Source organism: Motilimonas sp. E26 (assembly GCF_021278025.1).
Taxonomy (GTDB): domain Bacteria; phylum Pseudomonadota; class Gammaproteobacteria; order Enterobacterales; family CBDFNC01; genus Motilimonas.
In genome coordinates this window covers 48,633-65,340 of sequence record NZ_JAIBHJ010000006.1, presented here as the reverse complement: position 1 = coordinate 65,340, position 16,708 = coordinate 48,633, and the positions used below count along the sequence as shown (strand labels likewise).

The window sequence follows — 16,708 nt, the reverse complement described above, 5'->3', positions numbered from 1 at the left end:
ATTCGCGGCTTAAGCACAATAGCTGATCGCATCGCAATGATATATTTTAGCAACAAAAAAGGGAGCCGAAGCTCCCTTAGTTCATACTAGGTTAAGACCCAGTTGATTATTTACCTGCGATAGCTTTCATTTCGCTAGCAACAAGCTCTGCTTGTGGACCTAGGATAACTTGTAAGTTGTTATCACCTAGTTTCACCACACCCATAGCGCCTAAGCCTTTAAGGGTGCCTTCGTCAATCACGCTGCGGTCTTTAAGAGTCAGACGTAAACGAGTAATACAAGCATCAATAACTGTTAGGTTATCTGCACCACCTAACGCCGCTAAGTATTTTTCAGCTAGTTCACGCTTGCTTTCATTACCACTTGCTTTAGAAGAAGTGTTTGCTTCAACTGCTTCACGACCTGGTGTTGCAAGGTTGAACTTAACAATCACAAAGCGGAATACGCTGTAGTAGATAGCGAAGAACACTAAACCTTGTGCTACTAGCATGTACCATTTGTTCGCTAGCGGGTTGTTTGCTGATAAGAATAAATCCACAAGACCTGCTGAGAAACCAAAGCCTGCTGTCCATTGCATAGAAGCTGCGATGAATAGCGAGATACCTGTTAATACAGCGTGTAAGAAGTACAGTACAGGCGCTACGAACATGAATGAGAATTCTAGCGGCTCAGTTACACCTGTGAAGAAAGATGCAAAGCCAGCTGCAATCATGATAGATAGCACGCGCTCTTTGTTTTCTGGTTTAGCTGTGTGGTAGATAGCTAAAGCTGCACCCGGTAGACCAAACATCATTACAGGGAAGAAACCAGCCATGTAGCGACCTGTTTCGCCTACAACTGCAATTGTGTTGCCATCAGCGTCTAGTTTCACACCGTTAACCACTTCGCCAGCAGCCCACCAGTTACCTAGATCGTTAATGCCTGCGAAATCAAACCAGAATACTGTGTTTAGTGCGTGGTGTAGACCAACAGGGATAAGCAGACGGTTGAAGAAACCGTATAGACCTGCACCAAAATCACCCATACCCGTAATTGCTTCACCAAAGTGAATTAGGCCACCGAAGATGATTGGCCAGATGTACATAAGCACAAATGCAAGAACAATAGCAGCCCAAGAACATAAGATAGGAACAAGGCGTTTACCGCTGAAGAATGATAGTGCTTTGTGTAGCTCTACTTGGTAGAAACGGTTGTAAATCTCAGCCGCAACCACACCTGATAGGATACCCACAAACTGGTTGCTAATTTTAGCAAACGCAAGTTTCGTTTCAGGGCTGTCCATTGCAACTAAGCCAATTTGCTCCACTGCACCTGGACCAAGAAGGGTCGTAATTACCATAAAGGTAACAAAACCTGCTAAAGCCGCTGCACCGTCTTTATCTTTTGACATGCCGTATGCCACACCAATGGCGAACAGTACTGACATGTTATCAATGATCGCTGCACCTGATTTAATCAGGAATGCGGCCATAGCATTACCACCACCCCAACCCGTTGGGTCAATGTAGTAACCAATACCCATTAATACGGCAGCAGCTGGCAAAACGGCCACGGGGACCATTAGCGCTCTACCAATCTTTTGTAAATAACCAAGAATATTCACAATTACCTCTCCTTTCCAATAGGTCATTATGTGTGTATTTGAGTGCGTAGATTTTTTATTTTTAAGCTAGCTTTTATCTACCTAAAGCAAGCATAGATGGCAGCATAAGGGATTTATTTCGCTGCGCAAATTAATATTCAAAACTTTTGTGATCACGGTCAACAGCACTACACCTTTAGTCTCATAACTGTGCTTAACACCACATAATTAGCTCCAATGAGCCTCTTAAAAGCTTCTATATGGCAATTTGAGGCCATTATGCCAAGGTAGCAAGAACAATATGAAAGGGCCTTATGGTGAGCTCAAACTGACTGAATGCGATGATAAATTACGAAACGTTGCTTCGGTGGCGATATTTGACCTTGAGTAGTACTAATACTACAAAGTAAAATCATACACTTATTTAATGCCTTCAGCTTAGATTCTTGCTAAAAATATGTAATTTTGGCCAGAAAAATAAAAACTTGCTAAAAGCCATCACAAATACTAAGAAAAGTTTCTTCTCGCTGCGAATTAACTATTGCAATATTTCACGACAATCGCCACAATGACTTTAAATTTAGGGGTGAGATTATCACCCACAACGTAAATTACATTCACTTTAATCCTTTTAATTTGTACTGGAGAGATACCTCATGAGACTTATCCCACTTGACACAGCAAAAGACGTTGGCCTTTGGTCTGCACGCTACATCGCTGATCGTATTAACAAGTTTGCGCCAACCGCTGAACGCCCTTTTGTACTAGGTTGTCCTACTGGTGGTACGCCTCTAAACACTTACAAGCGTTTAATTGAACTTAACAAAGCGGGCGAAGTAAGTTTTGAGCATGTCGTCACATTCAACATGGATGAATACGTAGGCATCGCCCCTGATCATCCAGAAAGCTACCGCAGCTTCATGTACAACAACTTCTTCAATCACATCAATATTCAAGAAAAGAACATCAACCTACTTGACGGTAATGCCGAAGATTTAGAAGCGGAATGCCAACGTTACGAAGACAAAATCAAAAGCTACGGCCAAATCAACCTATTCATGGGTGGCGTAGGCACAGACGGCCACATCGCATTTAACGAGCCAGCATCATCGTTAGCGTCTCGTACACGTATCAAAACATTAACGCCAGATACCCGCATCGCTAACTCACGTTTCTTTGACAACGACATCAACCAAGTGCCAAAAATTGCCCTAACCATTGGTGTCGGCACACTACTTGATGCAAAAGAAGTATTGATCTTAGTAACAGGTCATAACAAGGCACAAGCACTTGAAGCCGCAGTTGAAGGTAGCGTAAACCATTTATGGACGGTATCTGCACTGCAACTTCACCCTAAATCAATTATCGCTTGTGACGAGCCAGCAACACTAGAACTGAAAGTGAAAACCCTAAAATACTTCAAAGAGCTTGAAGCTGGCAATGTAGGTAACCTTTAAGCCCTAAGGAGTGACAGATGTACGCGTTAACTAACTGTACAATTTACACAACTGAAGCGGTGCTTACTGAGCATGCTGTATTAGTTGAAGGCGACCAAATTCACTCGATCGTTGCGGCTGCTGATATAGCAGCCGATATCGAGCAAGTTGATTTGAATGGCGCCAATCTTGCCCCAGGCTTTATCGATCTACAGCTTAATGGCTGTGGTGGCGTGATGTTTAATGATGATGTGTCGATTAAAACACTGCAAATCATGCAAGAAGCCAATCTGAAATCAGGTTGTACTAGCTACCTACCCACCCTGATCACATCTTCAGACGAAGATATGAAAGCGGCACTGCAAGTAGGTCGTCAGTACATGGATGCAACGCCTAATGAAGTATTAGGGTTACATCTAGAAGGGCCTTATTTAAGCCTAGAGAAAAAAGGTATTCACCGCCCTGAGTTTATTCGCAAACCAGCTCAAGAAATGATTGATTTGATTTGTGAAAACGCCGATGTAGTGAGCAAGGTCACACTGGCACCAGAAAACACCCCTATTGAAGTAATTAAACAATTATCTCAAGCAGGTGTTGTGGTATCACTAGGCCATACCAATGCAACTTATGAGCAAGCCAAAGCAGCTATCGATGCTGGTGCGACTTTTGCTACCCATCTATTCAATGCGATGAGCCCAATGACAGGCCGTGAGCCTGGAGTACTTGGCGCAGTTTATGACAGTGAAGATGTTTACACTGGCATCATTGTAGATGGTTTCCATGTTGCTTATCCGAACGTGCGCATTTCAAAAAAAATCAAAGGTGACAAACTGATTTTAGTTACTGATGCGACGGCACCTGCAGGTGCAAATATTGACCAATTCGACTTTGTCGGTACCACGGTATACTACAAAGATGGTAAATGTTTCGGCGCAGACGGCACCTTAGGTGGCAGCGCAGTAACCATGATCGAGTCAATCGAACAATCGGTTAAGTTCGTTGGTATTGAATTAGATGAAGCTATTCGCATGGCCACTCTTTATCCTGCGAAAGCCGTCTCTGTCGAAGATAAACTGGGCACCATCGCGCCGGGTAAAGTAGCCAACTTGGCTATTTTCAACAGTGACTTCAAAGTAACCGGTACCGTGGTTAACGGTCTTTATAAGAAGCAATAAATAATGAAAAACGGATTGATAGCCAATGTAGATTTAATTAAACAAGTAAATAGCGCAGCTGTTTATCGCTTAGTTGATTCTCAAGGGCCAATCTCTCGCGTTAAAATTGCCGAAGTCAGTCAACTGGCTCCGGCAAGTGTCACCAAAATTACCCGCCAGTTAATTGAACACGGGTTAATTAAAGAAGTTGCACAACAAGCTTCAACCGGCGGCCGACGCGCGATCTCACTCACCACCGAGACATCCAAATTTCATTTTGTCGCCGCCAAAATTGGCCGGCGACTTCTTACCCTTTCTTTATACGATTTATCCGGCAAAGAAATTGTAGGTATCCAGCTACCGATTCAAGTAACAGAGCAAGATGATTTAGTCGAGTTTCTCTGCCAAACATTAGCCGACTTTATTGACGAGTATGCACGTAAAACCAAAAAGTTAATCGCCATTGCGGTAACCTTATCGGGTTTGGTTAACCCGCAATCTGGTATTGTAATTTATACGCCCCGATACAATATGCGCAACTGCCCACTGGCAGACATCATCTCACGACGCTTTTCAATGCCAGCCTTTGTCGGTAACGACACCCGCGCCATGGCACTGGCCGAGCACTACTTTGGCGCATCAAACGATTGTGACGATTCTATTCTTATCACTATCCATCACGGTACCGGCTCAGGGATTATGTCTCGTGGCCAAGTATTTCTTGGAAGTAACCGAAATGTGGGTGAAATAGGCCATATCCAAATTGATCCATTAGGTAAACGCTGCCATTGTGGCAACTATGGCTGCCTCGAAACCGTGGCGTCTAATGAAGCCATAGTTGAACAGGTTAAGCAGTATATTGAAGAAGGCCGTCAAAGCAGCCTCGGCGGCAAGCAAATCGACATTTCCAGTATTTGCCAAGCGGCCAACAAAGGCGACGCGCTTGCGATTTCAGTGCTTACTAATGTCGGTAAATATCTCGGCCAAGCTATCGCGATCATGGTGAACTTATTTAACCCTGAAAAAGTGTTAATTGCCGGAGAGATAATGGCGGCAGACCAAGTATTGCTGCCAGCCATTAAACAATGTGTTCACCATCAATCTTTGCCTAGCTTTCATGACAACTTGCCGATTGTGCCAGCAAAATTTCAAAAGCAGCCAACCATGGGCGGTTTTGCCCTAGTCAAGCGCGTGTTACTTGATGGCTCGTTATTACAAACCATTATGGAAGGCAATCGTCAGCAGTAATGGTTGTAAGCCGACTGATGCGCTCAATCATGCGAGGCAACCCCACTTCGTGACAACAAACGGCGATTAATCCCAAGTGATCTAAACGTTAATGGCGGGCTGAGGAGCAAACATAATGAGTGACCGTTAAATAGCAGCAATAAATCAAAATAGGGGATCAAGGTCAAGAGGCTGCTGACAATATTGCGCATAAATGAACATGTGATCACACTATTTTTAAATCTGGAATTAGCTATGAAAGCACGGTCGGAACACACTAAAAATATCTTGTTAAAAAACGCATAATAAAATGCCGATCGAAATCTTTGTGGCCTAACATTTTTTCAGGAAAATAGTTCCCCGTAATAACTGCCACAACCTCTTGTTCTGGCATAATTATGACTGTTTGTCCTCCAGTCCCCCGAGCTGATATTAGTTCAAACTCCTTGCCATTAATGATTTGCCTCTTAAGCCACCAAAGATATCCGTACGAATCCCAACTCATAGCTGTTTTTGTATGAGCTTTAGTAGACACATCTACCCAGCCAGAACTGACAACTTGCTCGCTTCTCCACACTCCTCTATTCATTATTAACTGGCCAATTTTCGCTACATCCCATGTTGTTAACCACAAACCTCCGGACATATTAGCGCTTTTATCACCGAGCATTGTCCATTCGAAATAATTAATATCAAGCGGGTCAAAAAGGTATTTTTTTGCAAATATATGAATAGGCAACCCACTTGCTTCTTCTATAATTTTACCTAATAAATAGGCGGAATATTCATTGTATTCAAAGCTATTAACACTCTTCCTGCTTAACGTGGAAATAAATTTCAAAGGATTTTTGTGATACATGAACTCCATAGGTAGTGAATTAAGGTTAACCTCACCGTTAACAAAGACATCATTATTATTCCATTTTATATTTGCCGACATTGTTAGCAATTCATGTATGGTTATTTCGTCGAGAAAGTTGTAACTTACTGAAATATATTTAGAGGCAGCGTCACCGACACCATCTATAAACCCTTTATCAATTGCCACCCCAACCAAAATACTTGTTATACTCTTAGTAACCGAATTTAAGGTATAGAGATTCTTATCTCCGTGACCATTTGCGATATAAGAAAGACATGGTTTACCTTTATAATAGACAAGAACAGATGTTATAAACTCATCTTGCTGAGTATTGGTCGCACCAACTATTCGATTAAATGCTCTTTCAACTACCCCATCAACACAACCTTTTTTTAAATTAGGAATGGTGACTGAGCGCTCACTACCAAATTCATATGCCCCTTGCTTAGGTAGGTTAACTTTATCTAACCTTACGGCTTGAACCGAAAATGAAATAAAAAGTATAAAAAAATATAACGCATTCATGATTACTCATTCACCAAAAATTATGTAAATCACATTTCAAAGCTAACCTAATAACTTAAGCTAGCGAGTCCCCACAAAATATCGTTCGCTATCATATGTATAGAAACGCACCTCGTAGTGTGATCTAATTAATTTCGCCAAAAAAAAACAAGATTACAACGAGATACGTCAACTCAATATCATACACCAACAGCTACAAAATCAATGTCATTTCATTCACAAAAAGCGACTTCAGTCCCTCATTGATTCCACTCAAGCATTGCTCCAAGGTGACCGTTTCTCCTTAAAGAAACTTGGCCGCTTAAGAGGCGAAGTGGGCGTGAAACTTAGCAATCAAAGTTGACTTTCGAATAAGAGCTTCAAGGCCAAGCAGATGTAAATCGAAAAATCATTTCGGGACTGATAAAGCCCTGCTTATAGTTTTGGCCTAGGCCATTGCCGGAGTCGCAGCACTAAGCGATTAGATATCCTTCTACGAATCAGCCTGTCGGCACAAGTCGTATTTTGGTGCATTGGGCTCATTGCTGGCAGCAACATTGGCAATATCAGTTTCAAACCAACACCATCAAAACACGACACGTTCAGTCAATAACACGGCTTGCAAAGGGAGCTGCTAAGGCGGCAGGTTCACCGAATATGTAGCGCGGATTTAGAGTGGGCGCTCTATGAATATATAAAGGTGATCCATCAAACAACGATGCTTAAATTATGAGAAGATTCGTCAGCACCTTCACTTAACAATGCGCTACCGCATTTAGCTGAGTAGCGCATTGACTAAGTTATTTTCGAACATCAATATAGATAGTACCCAGCTCTAACTCATAAGGCTCACCTAATCCTTGCGCTAGCTCGAAATCCAGCTCAATGGCCAAGGTTTCCGTCTTTAAGTAGTCTTCATACTTTTCTAGCCACTGCCGTACTTTGTCTGAAGTATTTATTGCAATCCATATTCTATCGGTAACATTGAGCCCCATTGATTTTCGCTTTTTTTGGATCCCACTGATTACTTCTCTCACCATACCTTCTGCAATCAGCTCTTCAGTTAACTCAGGATCAAACTCCATCGAAATAAACCGATTTGACACGGCATTTACACCAGCTTTGGCCTTGCGAAAGATAACTATCTCATCTTCATTAAAGCGTTGGCCATCGACTTCGAACTGGCCTTGTTGCTGCAGCTGATCAATATCTTGTGCCGTCAAATTAGCGATTAAACTCGCGTAATGCTTCATCTGCTTGCCAAGGCGTTTACCCAACATAGGGAAATTTGCTTTAGCGTACAAATCAATAAATTGGCTCTCATCTGTGCTGAAACTAAGTGTTTTGATATTCAACTCAGATTTAATGTAACTCGACAGGCACTTTATATCTTGTAATTCAGCGGCATCTCGATGCAAAACAGTGGCACTGCTTAGTGGCGTTTTTAGCTTTATTTTTAGATCATTGCGTTGCTGACGCCCCATCACTACTAAATGCTGCAAACGTTGTACACTCAGCTCCAACGCTGGCGATTTAAGTTCGGCTTTTGCTTGTGGATAGTCGCACAAATGAACAGAAATAGGCCGTTCTTTATCGTTAGCATAACCGTTAAGTTGTTGATAAAGATATTCAGATAAAAATGGTGCGAATGGCGCCATCAAAGTCGAAAAGGTATTTAAGCAATAGTAAAGGGAGGCATAAGCACTTGCTTTGTCTGCATTCATTTCAGCTTGCCAAAAACGGGCACGATTAAGGCGAATATACCAATTGGTTAAGTCTTCTAAAAACGCAAACAGTGGTGGGACAACCTCGTACAAACGATAGGCCTGCATTTCGCTGTTTACTTTCTCTATCAAGCTTTCCAACCGTGATACAATCCATTGATCTAAAACGTTTTCTTTAGCTAACTCGCCGGATGCCTGCCATTTATCGATATCAGCATACGTACTAAAAAATTTAAATGCGTTATACCAAGGTAACAACACCTTACGCACCATTTCTTGAACACCACTGTCGACAAATTTTTGCTCTTCTGCTTTTACTAAACCCGAGTTGATCAGGTATAAGCGCAGCGCGTCAGCACCATATTGTTCCATCAACGAGTCAGGCGCGGTATAGTTCTTTAACCGCTTTGACATCTTTTTACCGTCTTCAGCCATCACAGTGCCATTTACAATGACATTGGTAAATGGCGGTTTGCCAAACAAACTCTCACTCAATACCTGTAGGGTATAGAACCATCCGCGCGTTTGATCGACCCCTTCAGCAATAAAAGAGGCAGGGAAGTTAGCCTCAAACTGTTGTTTATTTTCAAACGGATAATGAACCTGCGCATAAGGCATAGAGCCAGACTCAAACCAACAATCAAATACTTCAGGTATACGACGATACACACCTTCTTCATTGGCGACAGTAAATGTGAGCCCATCAACGTGGTCGCGATGTAAATCCGATATTGCTTTACCCGTAAGCTTAGTCAGCTCGGCAATTGAACCAATACAAACATGATTACCAGTGATGTCATTGACCCAGATGGGTAGCGGAGTGCCCCAATAACGGTTCCTGGACACAGCCCAATCGATGGCATTTTCTAACCATTTTCCCATTCGACCTTGCTGTATGTGCTCAGGTACCCATCTGATTTGTTTATTATTCTCAACCAACTTATCGCGGATAGCGGTCACTTTGACATACCAAGAAGGCACAGTACGGTAAATGATTGGCGTATCAGAGCGAGGACAAAAGGGGTAACTGTGCATCAAGGTTTCATGGTGATACAAGTGTCCCTTGTCTTTTAATGTTTGGATGATTTGCTTGTCCGCATCTTTAACATACATTCCGGAAAAATCATCGACCTCTTGCGTAAAACGGCCTCGACCATCTAATGGACAAACACTGGCGCTCACGTTATTCGCTCGGCAAACACGTTGATCATCTTCGCCAAATGCCGGCGCCATATGAACGATACCCGTCCCGCTTTCAAGGGAGACATAATCATCCGATAAGACTTGGAAAGCCCCCTCTTGCCGCTGACTAGCAAAATATGAGAACAAAGGCTGATATGTCTTACCAACCAATTCAGTGCCCTTGACCGTTGCAAGGACTTCTACTTGATGATTTTTTACTACTGTCTCCATAAGGCCTTGAGCAAGCCAGATTACCTTATTAACCGTTTTATCCCAGACTTTGACATAATCGAACTCCGGATTAACACATAAGGCTAAGTTTGAAGGTAAGGTCCAAGGTGTTGTGGTCCAAGCGGCGAAATAGGCTTCGTCATTCTCAAGTTTAAATAGCACCGTCACTGCAGGATCTTGCACATCTTTATAGTTAGACGACGCTTCAAAGTTAGACAATACGGTTTCCAGCTCAGTAGAATAGGCAACCACTTTTTCGCCCTCATAAACCATCCCTTTATCCCATAACTGCTTAAATACCCACCAGACCGACTCCATGAAATTAGGGTCCATAGTGCGATAGTCATTTTCAAAGTCGACCCAACGACCTAGTCGAGTGATGGTTTTTTCCCATTCTTGGCTATAGCGCTGAACAATGGCACGACACTCATCGTTGTAGGCAGCGATGCCGTATTTTTCGACCGCCTCTTTAGCCGACATACCAAGAGCTTTGTCTATTTCGTGCTCGATGGGCAAACCGTGGCAATCCCAACCAAAGCGACGTTCAACATGATAGCCAAGCATCGTTTGATAACGCGGCACTATGTCTTTTATGGTCGATGCGACAAGATGGCCATGATGGGGTAGCCCCGTTGCAAAAGGAGGCCCATCATAGAAAACAAAGGTGGGTTTATGTTGCGATTGTTCGAGAGATTGCTGAAAAACCTGATTTTGCTGCCAAAAAGTCAGCACGTCATGTTCAGCGTTAACGAAAGAAAAATTTGTCGATGACGAATGTTGTTTTTGCTCTGTAAACATACTTACCTCTGTAAAATGGCCTAAGAGGTGAAGTAATAAAAAACCCGCCTCTTAGGCGGGTTTTGAATTTGTTAGCTACGCAAACTATCCCACCACTTCAAAAGAAATGATGCTAATAATTCGTTGGCTAAGCGTTTGCGTATTCATGAGGTAAAAATGACATCATCGGCAAAAGATGTCAACTGCTCCTAATAATTTTGTCTAAACCTGAAAATATTGCGGGCCTTATTTTCAGGATTTAAAGTCAAGAGCACTGTTACGCTAATTTAAAAGGAGCCTACATTCCTACATGAACGAGCCTAGTATTGAAAACTCGGGTGCTCTGAAACATGCATCTTCAAATTGGTTGGTAAATCCGAAGTATTAGCCTAGAAGTGCACTAATGGTTAATCCGTGAGCTAAACTATCACTGCGATATTTGCTTGGAGTCTGGTTAAACATTTTTTTGAACGCATAAATATAGGCTGAATCCGAGGCATAACCCAACTCCAAAGCAATGTCTTGAATCGTTCGCGTTGAGCTTAATAACTGTAAAGATAAAACCAACCTGACACTTTGTCGCCACAAAGAGAAAGACTGATTAAATTCTTTAGCGCACAGCCTTGATAGGGTTCGCTCTGATGCCCCCACCTTGACTGACCACTCTTTAAGTGTGAGTTTCAAGTTTGGTTGCTGTCTCAGTTGAGTAAAGATCGACTTCAATCGCTTATCCGCTGGGATTAACAATGGAATATCATAACTACCTGCAATTTTAATTTGATCTCTTAACACCACAAGCAAATTTGTAAGATTAACATCCGATAATTTACTAATACCTTCACCGAATAAAAGCAGTATTAATTCTTTAATGAATGGGGTTACTAAACAGGATTTTGGGCAATCACCATATTGCACGCATGCACTTGGATTAAGATAAATTGCCAAAAATTGGGTATCCGTAACAGCAACGGATTTATGCACTGTACTTTCCGGTATGAATAACATTGCATTATGAGGAACAATGGCAGATTTTTGGTCAATTGTTGACTGCAATAAGCCAGTTAAGGGAAACACTATTTGGTGCCACGGATGTGAATGAAGCTCGTCAATATAGCCAGCAGGCATATGGATTGCTTTGGTAATTAGTTGGCTATTGGAGGATGTCAGGATGAGTTCATTTGCTTGCATGCTTGGCGACTTATCTATGTTTTATGTCAGTTAGTATAATATTTGCCATATTAATTTAATATAGAATTGTCATTTAATCGTCAGTTTAAAGGCCAAAAAATGCACATCCATTTTATTATTCATGAACATTTTGAAGCACCAGGTGCTTATGAAAGCTGGGCAAAAAACCGTGATTTCACGATTAGTTATTCCAAAGTTTATCAGGGGGATCCCTTGCCAAAAAATGTTGATGATTTCGATTTTTTAATCGTAATGGGCGGACCTCAAGATCCGTCAACGAGTAAAGAGCAATGTCCTCACTTTGATACAAAAGGTGAACAAGATGTCATCTTGACAGCCATTGATGCCGGAAAAGCAGTGATTGGGGTTTGCCTTGGCTCACAACTAATTGGTGAAGCGCTAGGTGCTCAATATGAACATAGCCCTGAGCGTGAGGTTGGCAAATTTCCCATTAACTTAACCAAGGAAGGATTAACACACCCACTTTTTTCTCATTTTGGTAGCACACTAGACGTCGGTCATTGGCACAACGACATGCCCGGATTGACCTTGGATTCTAAAGTTATCGCTTACAGTGAAGGCTGCCCAAGACAGATTGTTGCCTACAGTGACAAGGTATTCGGTTTCCAGTGCCATATGGAACTAACAAAAGAGCTGGTTTCGCTGTTAATTCAAAATGACGATTTAAGTAGAGCGGCAGAGTATCGCTTTGTTGATGAGGCAGACATATTACTGAATCATGACTACCATGAAATGAATCTAAAACTACACGAATTCTTAGATAAATTGGCGCAACGCTATCAGGCAACAGTCTAGCTCACCATATCCGCTACTTATTGACATCATTGGCGATTTGCTAATTTGTTGCCGCTGCCTTAGCAAGGTTCACCATCATGCCTAAGCGAGATCTTGATACAACATTAGCTCGTCATCAAACAACCGCTTTACTGATAAGCCCTGTTGATCAATCAGCCCATAACTAGCGGGCGCTTCTCCCCTTGGCAATGCGATGGAGCCGGGGTTGAAATAAAACAAATGCCCCCGCTTTTCCGCTACTGGTTGGTGGCTATGAGCAAAGCAAAAAATATCGCCTTTGCTCAAAGGGGGTAAAGCATCAGGATGGTAAACATGACCGTGGGTTAAAAAGAAGCGCCTGTCATTCGCAAGCAATTGGTTATAACTTGCGTCAATTGGAAAATCGAGCAAGCCTTGGTCTACTTCACTGTCGCAATTACCGCGTACAGCAATAATGCGCTTAGCAAATTCATTGAGCTTAGAGGCAACCATCGCTGGCTCATAACCATTGGGCAAAGCGTTGCGTGGACCGTGATTTAACACATCTCCTAAAATGACTAGATAGTCAGCCTGCTGGCGAGTAAAGGCTTTTAGCGCGAGATTTAAAGACGAGAGCGAGCCGTGAATGTCTGCAATAACAAAGAGTTTCATAATATCCCAGTAAAATAAGCTAATCACGCCCCTGCAATAGAGGCGAGTTAATGTTAGCTAATTTCAATTGTGGGGATTTGCGCTATATCATGCCAGCTGTACCAAATTTCATTTTCTTTGCCGCAGCCACAGGCACTGGCTGCTTTTTCCGACATGGATTTATGCACATTGCCCCGTTTGATGAGCAGCGCAAGCATGGCATCTAAACCTTGCGGCGAAACGCGATAACGGCGGCATAACTGCTGCTGACTGATCCGCCCTGCTTGTTGTATCTCTTGCTTAAGCCTTTGCAGTATCACCCATCACCACCTTAGGCTTTAATAGGTCGCCTTTAAATTTCATCACCGCTATCACGCTCGCTAAACTAATCACAATCCCCCCCAGCCAAGCCAATGAGCTTGCAGGATGCGCTGAGATACGCGCGGCTTGATAAACAAATACCGCCACTAAATAGGCAATACCAGTGGTCCAACAAGCGGTAAATATCGCCCATTTTTGACCAATTTCACGTACCAACGCGCCCATTGCTGCGGCACATGGAATGTAAAGCAGGATAAACAGTAAGTAAGCAAATGCCCCCGCTTGACCGTCAAACCTTTGTTGCATATCAGCAAACACGCTAACATCCACCTCTTGCTCTGCTGCCGCCGACGCTGCGTCAGAAAGGTCGCCCACATTCACACCAATGGGATCACTAAAACTCAACCCAGCTAAGTTGTCAGGAATCGTGTTTAGCGCTTCAACTAATTTATGACCTAAGTGAAACTCTTCTACCTCGACCTCATTTTGGCTGGCGTATAAACTATTTAACGTGCCCACCAGCGCCTCTTTCGCAAAAACCCCAGTAATAACGCCTACCGTCGCAGGCCAGTTATCTTGCGTCAGCCCCATCGGGGCAAATATGGGGGTCACTTGCTGCGCCACCACACTCAAAATTGACTTATCGCTATCTTGGTTACCAAAGCTGCCGTCGGTCCCGAGTGAGTTAAAAAAGCTCAGCGCGGCCACCACTATAATGATGGTTTTACCGGCCCCGAGAATAAAACTTTTCAACTTATGCCAGGTTTTAATCGCGATATTGCGTGCGCGCGGCACTTCATAATCAGGCAGCTCAAGTAACATGTTTTCACTGTTGCCCGGCAATAATGTCCGGCTCAGCACAAACCCGGTAAATACTGCCACTAATATTCCCGTAAGGTACAAAACAAACACCAAGTTCTGACCATTTTCAGGAAAAAAAGCCGCCGCAAATAAGGCGTATACCGGCAGTCTCGCGCCACATGACATAAAAGGTGACATGATACTAGTGAGTAGTCGCTCTCGCTCTTTATCTAAGGTGCGCGCCGCCATGACTGCTGGCACCGTACAACCAAACCCAACAATCATCGGCACAAACGATTTACCTGGCAGTCCAAGTTTTTGCATTAGCTTATCAACCACAAAGGCGGCACGCGCCAAGTAACCCGAGCTTTCAAGCAAAGATAAAAACAAATAAAGACAAGCAATAACCGGAATAAACGTCGCCACGGTTTGTATGCCTGAGCCTATACCATCCGCCAAGATCGCATTTAACCAAAGCGGAGCCCCCCACTGAGTGAGCAATAACCCCGCCCCCTCAACAAAAACAGCGCCAAAACTAATATCAAAGAAGTCGATAAAACTGCTACCTATGTTAATGCTGAACATAAAGAGCAGATACATCACTAACAAGAAAATAGGCACACCAAACCAACGATGTAACACCACAGCATCGATTTTCTCTGATACGCTAATGGACAACTTACCTGCCGTGCTAATGCCTTGCTGCACGAGTTCATAGATAAACGAATAGCGCGCATCAGCAATGTGTAAATCCAAATCATGACTTTGCTCTAAAGTGCGCCTTAACTGCGTAACGTCGAGTTGATCCTGAGTGGATAATTGCCCTTGTAACCGCACATCAGATTCAATCAGTTTCATCGCCAAGCCACGACTATGGCAATCAAGCCCTAAGGTATCCGCGATAGGCAATAAACTGGATAGCGTGGCTTCAAAATCATCGCCATAACTTAAAGCGAGCGGCTGATTGTTAAGTTGCTCAAGTAAATCAGGTAACTGCTGCTTAAAGGTACTGACTTGATCAACTTGATGCGAAGAAAGCGCTAGCACAGGGCAGCCTAGAACTTGCGCAAATAAGTCTAAATCAAAACGCAGGCTTTTCTGCTCGGCGCTGTCCATTTTATTGAGTAGCACCAGCATCGGAAAACCAAGCTCTTTGAGCTGCAATGTTAAATACAAACTGCGCTCTATCGCGGTAGCATCCAATACATTAATGATCAAATCGGGTTGCTGACTAAGAATAAAATCAAATGCAATTTGTTCATCAAGTGAGTAACTATCTCCCGCGTTATCAAAACTATAAATACCGGGTAAATCAGTCACACTAAAAGACTGCTGGCCTACTTCAAACTGCCCTGTTTTCTTATCAACGGTTACACCGCTCCAGTTACCCACTTGTTGGCGAGCGCCCGTTAAACCGTTGAATAGGGTCGTTTTACCGCAATTAGGATTACCTACGGTGATAAGGTGTTTAGCTGCACTCATTAAATAACCTCAACCGTAATTTTTTCTGCTAACGTTTTGCGTAGCGCTAAGCTGATACTTGAAGTTTTAATTTGCAGGGGATCGCCAAAAGGTGCGACACGCACAAAATGGATCCGCGTTTGCGGCAATAATCCCATCGCTAATAGTTTTTTACGGTGCCCGACGCTGATACCCTCATAACCAATAATTTTAGCTTGTTGGCCAACTACTAATTCTGATAACTTCATCTAAACACCTTTAGTAATGCGAATTGTTTTTATTTTAATGCATTTTAAAAATACTGAAATAAAAATGTTTGCGGTAGATCAACTTTTTTGTCGCCACTGACAGAAGGAACGATAAGTAAGTGCCTAAAAATAAGCGACGACTCAACCCTTACAGGCATTCACCTTTGCACTCAAGATGGGTAAAATAGCGCAAAAAATGATAGGAAGACAACATGAGTGACAATAGCCGCTTGGTCTATTCAACAGAAACAGGCCGAATTGATGACACTAAAAAAGCCGAAGTCATCCCTGAAACCGATGGTATAGTGCGGATCCGCCGTGAAACCAAGGGCCGCAAAGGCAAAGGCGCAACCTGTATTAGCGGCTTAGGGTTAGCGGAAAAAGAGCTTAAAGAGCTAGCTAAAGCCTTAAAAAAACGCAGTGGCAGCGGCGGTACGGTAAAAGACCATGTGATAGAAATGCAAGGAGACCAACGTGAGTTGGCCAAGGCATTTTTAGAACAAAAAGGGTTTACCGTAAAATTGGCTGGCGGCTAATTACAATATTATTCATTTCCTAATTCGGTTTGCACCCATTAAGGTAAGC

At 42.9% G+C, this 16,708-nt stretch carries 13 protein-coding genes; 5 read left to right on the top strand and 8 right to left on the bottom strand.

From position 1 onward, the window contains the following. Positions 1-106: 106 nt before the first annotated feature. Positions 107-1,603 (bottom strand): N-acetylglucosamine-specific PTS transporter subunit IIBC, encoded by a 1,497-nt coding sequence (gene nagE, locus K1M91_RS07200; RefSeq protein WP_348983262.1) that lies wholly within the window; start codon positions 1,601-1,603, stop codon positions 107-109. Positions 1,604-2,238: 635 nt separating this feature from the next. On the opposite strand from nagE, the gene nagB reads away from it, so the two are divergent. Genes nagB through K1M91_RS07185 form a run of 3 tightly spaced genes read left to right on the top strand, consistent with a single transcriptional unit; the run spans position 2,239 to position 5,420 of the window. Beyond that, a complete protein-coding gene (nagB, locus tag K1M91_RS07195; protein WP_232801022.1) occupies positions 2,239-3,039 on the top strand; it encodes a glucosamine-6-phosphate deaminase in 801 nt (266 codons plus the stop codon). Between the two features lie 17 nt (positions 3,040-3,056). Next, positions 3,057-4,193, top strand: coding sequence for an N-acetylglucosamine-6-phosphate deacetylase (gene nagA / locus K1M91_RS07190; RefSeq protein ID WP_232801020.1), 1,137 nt, complete (start codon positions 3,057-3,059; stop codon positions 4,191-4,193). A gap of 3 nt (positions 4,194-4,196) precedes the next feature. Next, positions 4,197-5,420, top strand: a complete 1,224-nt coding sequence (locus tag K1M91_RS07185; RefSeq protein WP_232801018.1) for an ROK family protein — start codon at positions 4,197-4,199, stop codon at positions 5,418-5,420. Positions 5,421-5,676: 256 nt separating this feature from the next. On the opposite strand, the gene K1M91_RS07180 is transcribed toward K1M91_RS07185, so the two are convergent. The 3 genes from K1M91_RS07180 to K1M91_RS07170 all read right to left on the bottom strand — a co-directional run bounded on the left by K1M91_RS07180 (position 5,677) and on the right by K1M91_RS07170 (position 11,867). Continuing rightward, positions 5,677-6,786, bottom strand: a complete 1,110-nt coding sequence (locus K1M91_RS07180; RefSeq protein ID WP_232801016.1) for a serine hydrolase — start codon at positions 6,784-6,786, stop codon at positions 5,677-5,679. 779 nt (positions 6,787-7,565) lie between these two features. Next, positions 7,566-10,700, bottom strand: a complete 3,135-nt coding sequence (gene ileS, locus K1M91_RS07175; protein ID WP_232801014.1) for an isoleucine--tRNA ligase — start codon at positions 10,698-10,700, stop codon at positions 7,566-7,568. 363 nt (positions 10,701-11,063) lie between these two features. Continuing rightward, a complete protein-coding gene (locus tag K1M91_RS07170; protein WP_232801013.1) occupies positions 11,064-11,867 on the bottom strand; it encodes a helix-turn-helix transcriptional regulator in 804 nt (267 codons plus the stop codon). Positions 11,868-11,966: 99 nt separating this feature from the next. Between K1M91_RS07170 and K1M91_RS07165 the strand changes: the two genes are divergently transcribed. After that, complete coding sequence (locus K1M91_RS07165) at positions 11,967-12,683, top strand: type 1 glutamine amidotransferase (RefSeq protein WP_232801011.1); 717 nt, start codon at positions 11,967-11,969, stop codon at positions 12,681-12,683. A gap of 81 nt (positions 12,684-12,764) precedes the next feature. Here K1M91_RS07165 and yfcE read toward each other — a convergent pair whose 3' ends face one another. From yfcE to K1M91_RS07145, 4 genes are read right to left on the bottom strand one after another with little or no spacing between them, the layout of a single operon-like run. After that, positions 12,765-13,313 (bottom strand): phosphodiesterase, encoded by a 549-nt coding sequence (gene yfcE / locus K1M91_RS07160; RefSeq protein WP_232801010.1) that lies wholly within the window; start codon positions 13,311-13,313, stop codon positions 12,765-12,767. Positions 13,314-13,366: 53 nt separating this feature from the next. After that, positions 13,367-13,612 carry a FeoC-like transcriptional regulator gene (locus K1M91_RS07155; RefSeq protein WP_232801008.1) on the bottom strand — a complete coding sequence of 82 codons (246 nt, stop codon included), beginning with the start codon at positions 13,610-13,612 and terminating at the stop codon, positions 13,367-13,369. Continuing rightward, positions 13,593-15,896 (bottom strand): Fe(2+) transporter permease subunit FeoB, encoded by a 2,304-nt coding sequence (feoB, locus tag K1M91_RS07150; RefSeq protein ID WP_232801006.1) that lies wholly within the window; start codon positions 15,894-15,896, stop codon positions 13,593-13,595. Before feoB ends, K1M91_RS07155 begins: the two co-directional genes overlap by 20 nt. Continuing rightward, positions 15,896-16,123, bottom strand: coding sequence for a ferrous iron transport protein A (locus tag K1M91_RS07145; protein ID WP_232801004.1), 228 nt, complete (start codon positions 16,121-16,123; stop codon positions 15,896-15,898). The genes feoB and K1M91_RS07145 overlap by 1 nt, the downstream gene beginning before the upstream one ends. A gap of 212 nt (positions 16,124-16,335) precedes the next feature. Here K1M91_RS07145 and yciH point away from each other — a divergent pair, with 212 nt between their 5' ends. Continuing rightward, a complete protein-coding gene (gene yciH, locus K1M91_RS07140; RefSeq protein WP_232801002.1) occupies positions 16,336-16,659 on the top strand; it encodes a stress response translation initiation inhibitor YciH in 324 nt (107 codons plus the stop codon). The last annotated feature ends 49 nt before the right edge of the window (positions 16,660-16,708 follow it).